The organism is Endozoicomonas sp. 4G, assembly GCF_023822025.1.
In the GTDB taxonomy this organism is placed as follows: domain Bacteria; phylum Pseudomonadota; class Gammaproteobacteria; order Pseudomonadales; family Endozoicomonadaceae; genus Endozoicomonas_A.
On record NZ_CP082909.1, the window covers coordinates 789,792 to 803,300 of the forward strand.

The 13,509-nt window shown below is 49.5% G+C and carries 11 protein-coding genes; 5 read left to right on the forward strand and 6 right to left on the reverse strand.

Annotation, left to right across the window (positions count from 1 at the left end):
- The first annotated feature begins 172 nt into the window (after positions 1–172).
- On the forward strand, positions 173–709 hold the full coding sequence (locus tag K7B67_RS02955) for a recombinase family protein (protein WP_252178889.1): 537 nt from the start codon (positions 173–175) through the stop codon (positions 707–709).
- A gap of 630 nt (positions 710–1,339) precedes the next feature.
- On the opposite strand, the gene K7B67_RS02960 is transcribed toward K7B67_RS02955, so the two are convergent.
- Positions 1,340–2,407: a C2H2-type zinc finger protein gene (locus tag K7B67_RS02960; protein ID WP_252178890.1), complete on the reverse strand. Its 1,068-nt coding sequence runs from the start codon at positions 2,405–2,407 to the stop codon at positions 1,340–1,342.
- A 141-nt stretch (positions 2,408–2,548) separates the two neighbouring features.
- On the opposite strand from K7B67_RS02960, the gene K7B67_RS02965 reads away from it, so the two are divergent.
- On the forward strand, positions 2,549–3,538 hold the full coding sequence (locus K7B67_RS02965; RefSeq protein ID WP_252178891.1) for a pentapeptide repeat-containing protein: 990 nt from the start codon (positions 2,549–2,551) through the stop codon (positions 3,536–3,538).
- Between the two features lie 86 nt (positions 3,539–3,624).
- On the opposite strand, the gene K7B67_RS02970 is transcribed toward K7B67_RS02965, so the two are convergent.
- A complete protein-coding gene (locus K7B67_RS02970; RefSeq protein ID WP_252178892.1) occupies positions 3,625–4,095 on the reverse strand; it encodes a YbaK/EbsC family protein in 471 nt (156 codons plus the stop codon).
- A 399-nt stretch (positions 4,096–4,494) separates the two neighbouring features.
- Here K7B67_RS02970 and nhaD point away from each other — a divergent pair, with 399 nt between their 5' ends.
- On the forward strand, positions 4,495–5,802 hold the full coding sequence (gene nhaD, locus K7B67_RS02975) for a sodium:proton antiporter NhaD (RefSeq protein ID WP_252180516.1): 1,308 nt from the start codon (positions 4,495–4,497) through the stop codon (positions 5,800–5,802).
- A 27-nt stretch (positions 5,803–5,829) separates the two neighbouring features.
- Here nhaD and K7B67_RS02980 read toward each other — a convergent pair whose 3' ends face one another.
- From K7B67_RS02980 to K7B67_RS02990, 3 genes are all read right to left on the reverse strand, one after another.
- On the reverse strand, positions 5,830–6,201 hold the full coding sequence (locus K7B67_RS02980) for a hypothetical protein (RefSeq protein WP_252178893.1): 372 nt from the start codon (positions 6,199–6,201) through the stop codon (positions 5,830–5,832).
- Positions 6,202–6,341: 140 nt separating this feature from the next.
- Positions 6,342–9,470 (reverse strand): multidrug efflux RND transporter permease subunit, encoded by a 3,129-nt coding sequence (locus tag K7B67_RS02985; protein ID WP_252178894.1) that lies wholly within the window; start codon positions 9,468–9,470, stop codon positions 6,342–6,344.
- Positions 9,471–9,475: 5 nt separating this feature from the next.
- Entirely contained in the window at positions 9,476–10,705 is a 1,230-nt protein-coding gene (locus K7B67_RS02990) for an efflux RND transporter periplasmic adaptor subunit (protein WP_252178895.1), read from the reverse strand.
- Positions 10,706–11,055: 350 nt separating this feature from the next.
- Between K7B67_RS02990 and K7B67_RS02995 the strand changes: the two genes are divergently transcribed.
- Both K7B67_RS02995 and K7B67_RS03000 read left to right on the forward strand, forming a co-directional pair.
- The gene (locus K7B67_RS02995; RefSeq protein WP_252178896.1) at positions 11,056–11,754 is read left to right on the forward strand and encodes a response regulator; all 699 of its coding nucleotides are present in this window, start codon (positions 11,056–11,058) and stop codon (positions 11,752–11,754) included.
- Positions 11,751–13,148 carry an ATP-binding protein gene (locus tag K7B67_RS03000; protein WP_252178897.1) on the forward strand — a complete coding sequence of 466 codons (1,398 nt, stop codon included), beginning with the start codon at positions 11,751–11,753 and terminating at the stop codon, positions 13,146–13,148. Before K7B67_RS02995 ends, K7B67_RS03000 begins: the two co-directional genes overlap by 4 nt.
- Here the strand turns inward: K7B67_RS03000 and K7B67_RS03005 are convergent.
- A complete protein-coding gene (locus K7B67_RS03005) occupies positions 13,135–13,509 on the reverse strand; it encodes a VanZ family protein (RefSeq protein WP_252178898.1) in 375 nt (124 codons plus the stop codon). The two genes, K7B67_RS03000 and K7B67_RS03005, sit on opposite strands and share 14 nt — an antisense overlap.

Consider the following 13,509-nt stretch of genomic DNA (forward strand, 5'->3'; position numbering starts at 1 on the left):
TATAGAGGTATCTTACCAAGCAGTGAGAAACCGTGCATCAAGAACTCATTTGAGTACACCCTACTGTTATGACTTCAATGTTATGATACAAGCCTAACATTAGGGTTATTTTTGATTTTTGTTATGATATCCTTCTCAACATCTAGACCCTAATGTTATTACTGAGATAAAAATGGCTGACATTGCTTATATCCGAGTATCAACCGTAGACCAGAACACAGAGCGCCAGTTGACAGACCTGACAGCCGATAGGACTTTCATTGATAAATGTTCAGGCAAAGACACAAACCGCCCACAGCTTACCGCAATGCTCGACTATGCGCGTGAAGGTGACACAATTCACGTACACAGCATTGACCGCCTAGCTCGATCATTAACTGATCTCCGTTCCCTGATTGATACATGCCAGTCAAAAGGGATCAGCGTAAAGTTTCACAAGAACAATCTTGAATTTTCTGGCAATCCAACCCCTACAGATAACTTATTGTTAAACATGTTGGGTGCAGTGGCAGAGTTTGAGCGCGACATGATAAAAGAGCGTCAAGCGGAAGGCATCGCCAAGGCTAAGGCAAAAGGCATATATAAAGGACGCAAGAAGCAGTACACATCAGATCAGATACAGGCAGCACTACAGGAGACCAATGGCAATAAGGCCGCCGCCGCACGGCTATTAGGCTGTTCAGTAATGACCATCAATCGGGCAGCCTAAAGCGATACGGTTTAAGTCTACAAAAGTGCTCGCAGTTGGAGATGCCATAAAGGGTAATCACCGTTTTACCTCAACTGGATACCCCGTACTTCTAGTGCGGGGAGGAATGTTGACTTGCCCGATCAGGGCAAGCCATCACTCTGTTTTGGTGCTTACGCACCGATCCAGGCTTTCGCCAGTAAAGTTCACCTCGACAAAGTTAATAGGCGGTTTCTTGATAGCAGCACTGTGATTAACCCTCAATACACTGTTTAATCACTATCCTTAGAGCCTGGGACTGGTGAAGCATCCCAGGGTAACTATGCATTCGCCTTTAACGTAGCCACTCAAAGTGGCTTAGTCTGGTCACCTATACCCCTGAATTAGAGACTTTTACAAGCCCGTCCTTCAGGGCGGGGTTCGGTGACCGTCTCCTGATATTTCGGAATCAAGGCTCAGGAAGCGAAAGTCTACACACTTATAGAAGGGTTTGCATTGCCTCAGAGGGGAAATGCCCCCAATCTTGACGTGCACAAATTATGTGCCTAATTTGTGCGCAAAGACAACTCTAGTGCGTCACTTCAATAAGCTTGATGTGAACAACCTACGTTCTGATATGGCACTATTTTTTGAGACGGGTTGATAGGCGGATCATTCTTTATCAACCTTCTTTCTTTTCTCGTTAGAGGGTGGCTGGGCATACGCTTTTCTTTTGGCTCTTTTGCGTCTCTGGTCGGCAGGCAGGTGGATCTGTTTGTGCCTTTTCAGATTGCTCGCGTTCACGGTGCTGTAGTTGCAGCCTTCGTGGTCACACTGCACCCTGGGTCTCGGGTCGGCAGGCAGATGGGTCCGTTTGTGCCTTTTCAGATTGCTCGTGTTCACGGTGCTGTAGTTGCAGCCCTCATGGTCACACTGCACCTTGGGTTTCTTGGGTCTCTGGTCGGCAGGCAGGTGGGTCTGTCTGTGCATATTCAGATCACCCATACGGCCGGTGCGGTAGTTGCAGCCCTTATGGTCACATTGGTGCACCTTGGGAATCTTGGGTCTCTGGTTGGCAGGCAGGTGGGTCTGTCTGTGCTTTTTCAGATCACCCTTACGGTCTGAGCTGTGGTTGCAGCCCTTATGGTCACACTGGTACATCTTGGGTCTCTGGTTGGCAGGCAGGCTTGGCTGTTTGTGTGTTTTCAGGTGACGCAGGTGGTCGGTGCTGTAAGCAGGTAAGGTGATTTTCAGGTCATTAGCAAAGTCTACCTCTGTCGTATCTCCCTCTGACTCAGCGGGCATTTCACTGTCTGAAACGGGCTCCTGCTTAATTTTTTTTAGTACCAGAATCGCACAATACTCACTAATTTCATTTGATACTGGAAAAGGGTTAGGTGTCGTGGTTACATACTGAACATCAGTTACGGTATCAGTTTCATCTTCGTTTGAGCCGTTGTTGCTGTTTTCATCAGAGATGCCGCTGTCTACACTGCCAGAACCCTCATCAGAGGCCGCCCGACTGGACACCTTAGCTTCGACACCTGGATCAGGAGAACAGCAATAGCGAGTGTCTGGCTGTGGTAGGAGCCTTATCCGGGTGGGTGGGGTCTTGATAAGTGCCTTGACGATGGCCAGAGCGAAGCGCAAAGGCAACCTGTTTTCCTTAGCGTGGCCATTAGAGCAATGGACAGAAAAGGCAATGGCCAAGATCAAAATCAATGGTTTTTTGGATAGCAAGACCTGGCTTCCCAGTCGTTGAACTGTTTACTGGAGAGATGAGCCGATCAGGTAATTCACCCCATCCGACGGTAAACACTTCTGATTATTTTGCCGACACAGTATAGGAGCACTTATTCAAACACTGTGGGCTATTTTTTCATGCCAGGTAAAGATGATCATCAATGCCGCTATATCGGCGAGCGATTCGGAGCGTGCAATGAAGCGGCTATGGGAGGCAGTGACTACTGCTTCTGGCACGATAGGGATGTTGATAAGTCTGGTGATAATGTCAGAGCGTTACTGGAAGAACGGGCACACAAAGGTACCCCGATGGAGGGGTTTTATCTGAAAGGGGCTAATCTCGATAATCTGGATCTTGTCTGTCCTGAGAGGAGTCAGGCCTACCAATTGATCAATAGTGATTTGAGTCGGTGTAGCCTGGTTAAGGCGCATCTCTATCGGGCAGATCTTTCCGGCTCGAATCTACTGAAAGCAGACTTAAGTCGGGCCAACCTTCACTGTACCCGTTTAATTGGATCAAACCTGTTGGGCGTTAATTTTAAGTCGGCCCGCATTGAGCATGTTGAATTTGGTGCTGTTTTCCTGCAAGAAGAAAAAGCCCATCAGGCCCGCCGGGAAGGCGATGAGACAAAAGCCTGTGCGTTGTTTGAGGAGGCCGAGGAAGTAGCCAGGAATATTCGCAAACATTGTGAAGCCCAGGGGTTGTTTCATAATGCCGGTGATTTTTTTTACCGGGAAATGACCTTTAATCGATACCGGTTTCCCAGCCTCTCACGGCACAGGATGGTTTCAAAGGTAGTCGACTTACTCAGTGGCTACGGGGAAAAGCCAGAAAGGGTGGTTCTGTTTTCAATGTCATTTATTGTTTTCTTTTCTCTGTTTTACTTCTTTTTGGGTATTGAGGATGGTGAGACCCTGATCCAGTACCAGTCAGGCCAGCCTTTTTACAACAATCTGGTTAATTGGCTGGAGACACTGTACTTCAGCGTAGTGACTTTTACGACACTGGGTTATGGAGACTTGACCCCTGTCGGTCTTTCAAGGTTGTTTGCAGCCATTGAGGCTTTTGTCGGCAGTTTTACGTTAGCACTTTTTGTTGTGGTTTTTGTAAAGAAAATGACCCGCTGAAGTGGACCATTACGGGTTATGCTGTCTTCAGCGGTTATCAATTCAGAGCCTTTTTTTTAGGTGCAATAGGTTCAGGTGCAATAGGTTCAGGTGCAATAGGCATCCATCTCATCAGGGTCACAACTAATGGCAGCATGGGCCTCACCCTCGAGTAATTCTTTGAACTGACTGCGGTTCATATGAATCAGTTCCCGGTGGTTGCCAGACTCCAGATACAAATCCTGTACTGAGTTCAATTCATCATCCCAGCAGGTGGTCATGCCATAAGCAGTGCCGATTGCAGGAACGGCTCCGTCTTCACAATCTGGAAAAAGGTGTTTCAGCTCCTGTTCAGAAACCAGATTCAGGTGGCGGTCCAGCTTGGCATTGATCCAGCGCAGCATGAGTTTGTTCACAGAGGGCATTACTGCGATGACATAACCCTCGGTATCCCTGAGAACAACGGCCTTGGTCATATTCTTGACGGGAATACAGGCGGAGCGCGCCGTATTCATCGCTCTTTCTGAGTAAGGATGGGAAACAAGTTCGTATTCTGCATTATGTTGGTTTAGAAACATGTGCAGTTTCCGGGCGATGCTCATCTTCAAGTCCCCGCACGTTGGTTGGAAAAATCGGAATCAAAAGACTACCCAAGTGTATATAGGATATTTCAGAGAGCTGTGTCTGTTGACCTGAGCAGTAAGATGAAAATTGTATATGAAGGTGGGTTGTAATCTTTTTCTACTCTTTAGACATAAGCCACTGAAAAGAGTTAATCTGGCGCATATTGGATATCACTGGCGGTTGGCTTATCGCCATTCAATCAGTATTATTTGCGCATTTTTGACCCCTGATTGATTTACAACTTAAAGGAAATCATAGTGAATTTCTCTGTACTGAGAAAATCTTCCCTCCTCGCCGGGGTAGGATTATTTGCCCTTCCGCAGAGTTCTTTTGCGGCAGATGAGTTGTTGAGGATGACAACCCACCCCATTGCCTGGTTGTGTATTGTCGTTTTTATTTTGGCTTATATGGCCGTGATGGCAGAAGAGAAGTTACATCTCAGTAAGTCAAAGCCGGTCATTCTCGCGGCTGGAATTATCTGGGCCCTGATTGCCTGGCTGGCTATCGGAGAGGGCGTGTCCCACGAGAGTTTATCCAAGGCTGTGATGCATGACCTTGAAGAATATTCGGCCATGTTCCTGTTCCTGCTGGTGGCGATGACTTACATCAATGCCATGGAAGAGCGGCGGGTATTCGATTCACTGCGCAGCTGGCTGATCCGTAAGGGCTTCAGTTATCGTCAGCTGTTCTGGGTGACGGGCTTACTGGCCTTCTTTATCTCACCGATTGCCGATAACCTGGCGACGGCTTTGCTGATGGGGGCCGTCATCATGTCTGTCGGGCAGGGGAGCCCTGCTTTTGTCACCATGGCAATGATTAATGTGGTGGTGGCAGCCAATGCCGGGGGCGCTTTCAGTCCCTTTGGTGATATCACCACGTTGATGGTGTGGCAGGCTGGCAAGGTTGAGTTTTTCACGTTCTTCTCTTTATTTATCCCCTCTGTTGTGAACTTTATTATCCCGGCGACCATCATGAATTTCTTTATTGAGAATGGTCGTCCGGCGGCTCTTGAAGATCAGTCAAGTATTCGCAAGGGTGGGCTGGTGATCTGTGTGCTGTTCCTGATGACCATTGCACTGGCCGTTTCTTTTGAGAACTTCCTGGGACTGCCTCCGTTTATGGGCATGATGACCGGACTTTCCCTGCTGATGTTCTACACCTATTTCCTGCAGTTGAGAGGATTGACCAGCAGTCGGCCTATTCCGGGAGTGGATGACGAGAAAAAAGAAGACCTGGATATTTTTAAACGGGTTGCCCATGCCGAGTGGGATACTCTGCTGTTTTTCTTTGGGGTTATCTTCTCTGTAGGTGGCTTGCGTTACCTGGGTTATCTGGAAGTGATTTCCGAAACCATGTATACCGGAATAGGGGCCACCTGGACGAATATTACAGCTGGAGTCTTTTCTGCCGTTGTGGATAACATTCCAGTGATGTTTGCCATCCTGGGTATGAATCCCGAGATGGACGTATTCCAATGGTTGCTGATAACCCTGACCGCAGGGGTGGGTGGCAGTTTGCTGTCAATAGGCTCTGCTGCGGGTGTAGGTCTGATGGGAACCTCTAAAGGCCGATATACTTTCCTGAGCCATTTGAAGTGGAGCTGGGCCATTGCCTTGGGATATGCTGGCAGTATTGCAGCCCATTTCCTGGTGAACGGTTAACAGCAGAGGTACGGGGAGGTTCTGTTTTTATTGAGTTGGAACAGGATCTCCCTGATAAACAATATAAGGTGAGCAGCTGCCTGATGTAAGAATGTTAATAATGGCTTTATAACGGGTAGCAAGAGTGGGTGCCTGCTCATTATTGTGAACAAGCATCTTAAGGTTATCCGGTTTAATATCGTACTTCCTGAACCAGGCCAGATCCTGTTCTGCATCGGGATAGAAGGCCAGTTCAGCAAAGTCTCCCTCCACTTTGGTAAAGAGCACCGTTCCCCTGACGGGTTGGTAGTGGCAGCTGAGTGAATCCAGAGGGCTGGTACAACCAGCAAGTAGAATGGCTGGAACCAGAGCCCATGCTGTTATGGGAAAAGATATCCTGAAATAGTCAGAGCGTTTCAAACCTGAAGCTCCTTATTTTTTTATCAACATTAATTATTACACCCGCTTAACAGCTTTGGAACCTTCGTTTAGTTAATATTCAATGGTTGAGTCATCTCCATCATAAAAAAAAGCCCCTGCAAGCAGGGGCTTTATGCTGATCAGCTGTTCGCTTTATCCGGGTTGAAATGCTCACGCATTTTCTGCAACAGATAATAGAACAATGGGATCATGATCGTACCGAACAGAGTGGCAGCGATCATGCCAGACATGACTGTGGTACCAATGATCCGTCGGCTGGCGGCACCGGCGCCACTGGCAAACACCAGGGGCAGTACCCCCAGTACAAAAGACAGGGCAGTCATCAACACGGCTCGGAAGCGCAGCTCGGCGGCGTCGGCTGCCGCATCGAAGATACTCTTGCCTGATTGCCTCTGTACCATGGCAAACTCTACGATCAGAATGGCTGTCTTTGCTGCAATGCCAATCAGTAACACCATACCGATCTGGGCATAAATATCATTGGCCATGGAGGGGATCAATAACCGGAACAGGTTGATCCCGACAATGGCACCGAAAGCGGCTATGGGGACTGCCACGATGATCGCCACCGGCATGGTCCAGCTTTCGTACTGGGCGACCAGGAACAGATAGACAAACAGGAAAGCCAGGGCAAACAGCAGAGGTGCCACGTTACCCGCCTGAATTTCTTGCAGTGATTGCCCTGACCATTCAAAGGTATAGCCATCGGGCAGTTTCTTGGCCAGTTCTTCCATGACGCCGATGGCATCACCAGAGCTGAATCCAGAGTTCGCTTTACCACTGATACTGACCGATCGATGCAGGTTGTAGTGATTAATGCTGTTGGGCCCAAGCACCGGCTTCAGTGAGGCTACGGTGGTCAGGGGCACCATCTGGTTGTCCAGGTTACGGACATAGAAACTGCTCAGGTCAGATGGGTTAGCCCGGTACTCACTTTCAGCCTGTAGCTGCACCTGATAGGTTCGGCCAAATTTACTGAAGTCATTGACGTACAGAGAGCCCAGCTGAGTCTGCAGTGTCATGAAGATTTCAGATAAAGGAATACCCTGGGCCTTGGCTTTATTGCGATCCACTTCCAGGAAGTATTGTGGAACATTGGCCCGGTAAGTGCTGAAAACCCGACTCAGCTCCGGTTGCTGGTTGGCCTCGTAGATCAGGCCGTTCATGACCTGGCCCAGTTCCTGTGGGGAGCGTCCCTGGGTGTCTTGCAGTCGGAAATCAAAGCCACTGGAAGAGCCAAGGCCGGGTATGGGAGGAAAGGCAAAAGCCATGACCTGGGCTTCAGGCAGGGTCCAGAGTTTGCCCTGTAGCTTCATCATAATCACTTGTTGATGTTGCATCATGCCAGGACGGTCTTTCCAGTCCTTGAGTACCACAATAGCCATGGCGCTGTTGGAGTTTGCCCCACCCATCATACTGAAGCCGGAAACAGTAATAACACTGTCAACACCGGGCTCTGTTTGAATGATGTTGGTGATTTTCTCTACCGTCGCCTGGGTTCTGTTCAGGGACGCGGCATCCGGCAGCTGCAAATCAACCATGAAGAAACCCTGGTCTTCATTGGGTACGAAGCCCGATGGCGTGCTGTTGAACAAGAAGCCGGTAGAAGCCAGCATAATGCCCAGCAGACCGATACCGAGAATGCTTCTTCGCAATAACAGGGTTACCCAGCTCTTGTAGCCACCGGTCAGTCGCTTGATAAAGTTATCAACAGGAATCAGCCATTTGATATGCCCCATCTTGCCTTTTTTCAGCAAAGTGGCACACAGGGCCGGACTCAGTGTCAGAGCGTTGATGGAAGAGATGACAACCGCTACCGATATAGTGACCGCAAACTGTGTATAAAGCCCGCCAGTAATGCCCGGCATGAAAGCCACCGGCACAAATACCGCCAGCAATACCAGGGTGGTCGCGACAATAGGACCGGATACTTCTTTCATGGCCTGGCTGGTGGCTGCAGCCGGACTCAGACCTTCTTTGGTGATTAATCGCTCAACATTTTCAATGACGACAATGGCGTCGTCCACCACCACCCCTATCGCCAGTACCAGGCCGAACAGAGTGATGGTGTTAATGGAAAACCCGAGGACTTTCATAACCGCAAAGGTACCAATCAGTGAGACCGGGATGGCGATTGCGGGAATCAGTGTTGCTCGCCAGTTTTGCAGGAACAGGAATACCACCAGTACCACCAGAGCTACCGCCTGGAGCAGGGTAATGACGACTTCCTTGATGGATTGATCAATAAATTTGGTGGTATCGAACTTGATCTCGTAATCGATACCTTCCGGCATCTGGGCAGCCAGTTCAGCCATGGTGGCTTTGACATTTTTAGCCACGGACATGGCGTTGGCATCCGGCTGCTGATAGATAATCAGGAAAGCCGTGTCATCATTGTTGAACTTGGCAACACCCTCATAATTCTGGGAGCCCATTTCAACGCGGGCGATATTCTTGATGCGAACATACGAGCCATCGGGGTTGGCCCTGATAATGATGTTGCCAAACTCTTCAGGGTCGCTCAGACGGCCCTGAGTTTTGATGGTGTAGGTGAATTGTTGATCGGGCTGGTTAGGCGCCTGTCCCAGTTTACCGGCGGCAACAATCACGTTTTGTTCATTCAGGGCATTGGCTACATCGGATGTGGTAATGTCCAGAGATGCCATGTGTTCAGGGTCAAGCCAGATCCGCATGCTGTAGACCTGCGAACCCATAATCTCGGCAGAAGCGACCCCGTTGATGCGGGCCATGGGCTCTCTCAGGTAGTTGTCGGCGTAGTTGTTCAGGTAAACGCCGTCGTATTCTCCCTGATGGGAAACCAGGTTGATACCCATCAGCATGCTGGAGGATTTCTTGCTGACAGTCACACCGGTCCTGCGAACTTCCTCTGGCAATGCCGCCTCTGCTACCGCAACACGGTTCTGGACGTCTACCAGGGCCATGTCCTGATCGACACCGGAGTTGAAGGTAACGGTGATATTGGCGCTACCATTGTTGCCTGCAGAAGATTCGATGTAGAGCATATTCTCTGCACCGTTGACCTGTTCCTCAATGGGTCGGATGACGGCTTCTTCGACGGTCTCGGCATCGGCTCCCGGGAACACCGCACTGATATTAACCTGGGGAGGAGTGATTTGCGGAAACTGAGCCACAGGCAGGGTCAGCATGGAAATCATACCCACCAGGGTGATGACGATCGAGAGGACAAAGGCAAACTTGGGCCTGTGAATAAAAAACTGACTGATCATCGCAGTTACCCTTGTTTATTAGTCTGGCTGTCCTGCTTTTGACCACCCTGCTTTTGATCAGGGGCTGGCCGGGATTTTATTCCGCCGGTTTCTGGATCGATTGTGACGGTAGTGGGGTTCACTTTGACACCGGCACGAACTTTCTGAAGACCTTCAACGATGACTTTTTCACCGACTTTAAGCCCTGAGTCCACAACCCACATCGGGCCAATGCGACGTCCGAGTTCTACCTGACGGGTTTCAACTTTGTTATCAGCATTTACGACCAACACGAAACGACCTGACTGGTTTTCCTGAACAGCGGACTGGGGAATGGTCGGGTGTTCGGTCTTGATCTTGCTCTCTACCACCAGAGTGACGTACAGACCCGGAACTATGATGCCCTGAGGGTTCGGAAATTCAGCACGCAGGCTCACGGTTCCGGTGGTTTCATCAATCCTGGTGTCGGCAAAATTGAAGGTGCCCTTGTGATTGTAATCGCTGCCATTGGGCAGACGCAGACTCATTTCAAATGCGCGCTTTTCTGAAGTCCGGCTGTCAGGGTTTTCCTGTAAATGGCTGACGAACTGTTGTTCATTGACCTGAAAGTTGACATAGATGGGGTCAATGGAGTTCAGGGTGGCCAAAGGTTCACTGCTGGGTCCTACCAGATTACCGATGCTGTAATTGGCGCGGCCGATCTGACCTTTGAAAGGCGCTCTGATTTTGGTGTAGCTAAGATTCAGTTTGGCTGTATCCAGTTGGGCCTGGGCAGCCTGAACGGAGGCTTCTGCTTTGGCTTCTTTGCTGGTCTGGGTGTCCAGGTCGGCCTGGCTGAGATGACCTTTTTGATAAAGATCCTTGCTGCGTTTCAGGTCTTTTTGCGACTTGTCCAATTCTGCTTCGGCACTGGCCAGGTCAGCCTCGGCTTTTTTCAGGCTGGCGATATAGGGTTTAGGATCGATCTCGAAAAGCAGCTGGCCTTTTTCGACGGTTTGTCCTTCAACGAAGTCTCTCTTGACGAGAAAACCTTCCACTCTTGCTCTCAGTTCGACGGTATTCACAGCTTCTGTGCGAGCAACGTATTCCTGATAATCACCAACAGGCTCCTTCGTAACACTGATTACGGAAACCGCAGGAGGGGGCATTTTTCTTGGTTCCTGCTCTTTGTTACAGCCAGAAAGGGCTAATATGGATGCGACCAGCAAGCCGAAAGGGAGCAGGGATCGTTGTCTATTTTTGATGATGGGTTTCATCGATGGCTCCGAGAGAAAGAGACTCAAGTTCAGATTTCCAGCCCAGGGTCAGAGTCTTGTGGTGGTTGGAAAAGTGCTAGGTATTGTACTCAGGTAAGGGCTGATTCCTACTACTAAATTTAAAATCAGATGTTTTTTTTACAGACTGCTTACTGACTCTAACCCCAAGGTATATACCGGCTTCAATACACTGTAGCCATTGTTTAAATGCTGAAGGCTGGCAACAGGAAAAGGGTCAACTGAAACGAAAGCCTTGTCAGCTGACAGACTCTCTGTAAATTGTGTGCCCTGTGCTGTACCTTTAACCCCGCCATTGCCCCGCGGGGTCTTTTTTTATTACGGAGCTGCCAATGAGTAATGAAAACCTAGAGCTTCTGTTAATAGACGATGATATTGAGCTCTGTGAACTGTTGATCGAGTATCTGGCCACAGAAGGATATTCTGTCAACGCAGTTCATGATGGAGAGTCAGGAGCGAAAGCTGCTCTCTCAGGTGATTATCAGCTGGTTCTGCTGGATGTGACTCTGCCAAAACTGAACGGTTTTGATGTCCTGAAAAAAATCCGTCAGACGTCTGACATTCCGGTATTGATGCTGACCGCCCGTGGTGATGATGTTGATCGCATCATCGGGCTGGAAATCGGAGCCGATGATTATCTGCCCAAGCCTTATAACCATCGTGAGCTGGTTGCCAGAATCAAGGCCATCCTGAGAAGGGGCAGAACATCCGGCGCTGAAGCGGGTAATAAAGTCCTTGCTATTGATGATATCACTCTGAACCTGGCAAACCGTGAAGCCAAAATGGGTGAAACCCTGCTTGAGCTAACGGCGACTGAATTTATGGTGCTCAAGGCTTTGATTGAAAAAGCGGGCGAATTGATCTCCAGGGATGAGTTGACCCAGCTGGCATTGAACCGTCGTCTGACGCTTTATGATCGTGCTATTGATATGCATGTGAGCAACGTGCGTAAGAAAATTGGCTCACGTCCGGATGGTTCTCCCAGGATCAAAACGGTTCGTGGTGCGGGCTATTTCTATATACGACCATGATTAAACAAATCCGAAGAATGCTGGTCTGGCCGTTTCAGAGCCTGTTCTGGAAGCTGTTCCTGTGGTTCTGGCTGACCATGCTGTCGATGATGGCAGCTATGGTTATAGCGGTAGCCATAACGGTGAACCCTTCGGATTTTCTGTCCGAGCGGAGAGAGCTGTTTCGTGAGCTGGAGATCGTTTCCAGGAAAGTGGAACGCATGGCTTCTGGTTGGGCGCCCCATACCCCTTTTCCTCAGTTCGGCGGAAGTTATTTCTACCTCTTTGATCCTGCCGGTGATGTAGTGGGCAGACGAGCTGTTCCGGATGAGCTGACCTCTGCTTATGACCGAACCCATGATCGCACTGAACCTACCATTACTTTCAGAGATGGTGTGGTGGTAGTAGGTCCCAGAACCGTCTGGATTGGACGGGTGCCTTACGATCTGTTTCTGACCAAAGAAATGCCCAGGCTGGTTCACTGGCGAGTCACCAAGGTTCTGTCCCGGCAATGGCATGTGGTCATTATTGCGCTGGCGGTGAGTTTCTTGCTTTGTATTATGCTGGCGCGCTACCTGGTAGTCCCTATCAGAAGATTGCAGGGAACCTCCAGGAGGCTGGCAAAGGGCGAGCTTTCTGCCCGGGTAGAAGCCTCTGTCCGGCAAAGAGGTGATGAGCTGGGAGACTTTGCCCGCGACTTTGATCACATGGCAGAGCAGTTAGAGACGCTGGTCAATAATAAGGAAATTTTGTTGAGAAACGTTTCTCATGAGTTACGTTCTCCGTTAACCCGGTTGCAGATTTCTTTGGCGCTGGCTCGAAGAAAAACGCCCGAAGCGGAAGCTGAACATGGACGCATAGAAAGGGAGATTGAGCGTCTTGACGAGCTGATTGGTGAGATTATTCGTTTCTCCCGTATTCAGCATGGTTTGAGTGAAGTGGCCTGTGAGCGGGTTAATCTGGAGCAGCTTCTCAAGCAATTGGTCGATGATGGTAATTTTGAAGCCCAGGCTCAGAATAAAAGCGTTGATCTGATTAAGAGCCAGCCCATAGAGATTGTTGGGGTCCGTGACTGGCTGAGTAGTGCTGCTGAAAACATCATCCGTAATGCCATCCGATTCACTCCGCAAGGCAGTAACGTTGAAGTGACTCTGGAACAACTTCATCAGAACCTGATCATTAAAGTGCGGGACAAAGGTCCGGGTGTTCCTGAAGAAGTGCTGGAATCCATGTTTGAACCTTTCTTCAGGGTGGACGAAACCCGGGGCAAGGAGAATGACGGGTTCGGACTGGGGACTGCCATAGCGATGGGCGCTATAGCCAATCATGGTGGTATCATCTCCGCCCGAAATGCCCATCCGGGTCTTGAAGTAACGATCAGGCTGCCGTTGGAAAATAAGCTCAGCGCCAGTTGAGTACCGGTACACGTTTCCAGACAGGAATCGTTAAAAAGTACAGGGCAGTTCCAGCGAGGTCGGCGGCCAGGTCAGCCAGAGAAAAAAAGCGGTACCCGGTCTGTAATTGCAGTAGTTCGATAAGCAGGCCGTAGGCCATCAGGCTAGTGACTTTCCATAGGTTGAACGGCTGGTTTGGAAAACTGGCGTCGATTAGAAAAGCCAACATCAGGAAGCCAGCAGCATGTTGAAGTTTGTCGTTTATGCCGGAAAGTGGCACTTTATCCACGGGTAATAAGGACAAAACCAGGATAGTGATCATGCTCAGCAAAAGGCCGGTTCGTGCCAGTGTTGTGTAGTGAGTTTTGATGAATGCTTTCAA

Coding starts and splice junctions, on each gene's coding strand:
- K7B67_RS02965 (WP_252178891.1), top strand. CDS start 2,549: ATGCCAGGTAAAGATGATCATCAATGCCGCTATATCGGCGAGCGATTC.
- nhaD (WP_252180516.1), top strand. CDS start 4,495: ATGACAACCCACCCCATTGCCTGGTTGTGTATTGTCGTTTTTATTTTG.
- K7B67_RS02970 (WP_252178892.1), bottom strand. CDS start 4,095: ATGTTTCTAAACCAACATAATGCAGAATACGAACTTGTTTCCCATCCT.
- K7B67_RS02995 (WP_252178896.1), top strand. CDS start 11,056: ATGAGTAATGAAAACCTAGAGCTTCTGTTAATAGACGATGATATTGAG.
- K7B67_RS02985 (WP_252178894.1), bottom strand. CDS start 9,470: ATGATCAGTCAGTTTTTTATTCACAGGCCCAAGTTTGCCTTTGTCCTC.
- K7B67_RS02955 (WP_252178889.1), top strand. CDS start 173: ATGGCTGACATTGCTTATATCCGAGTATCAACCGTAGACCAGAACACA.
- K7B67_RS02990 (WP_252178895.1), bottom strand. CDS start 10,705: ATGAAACCCATCATCAAAAATAGACAACGATCCCTGCTCCCTTTCGGC.
- K7B67_RS03000 (WP_252178897.1), top strand. CDS start 11,751: ATGATTAAACAAATCCGAAGAATGCTGGTCTGGCCGTTTCAGAGCCTG.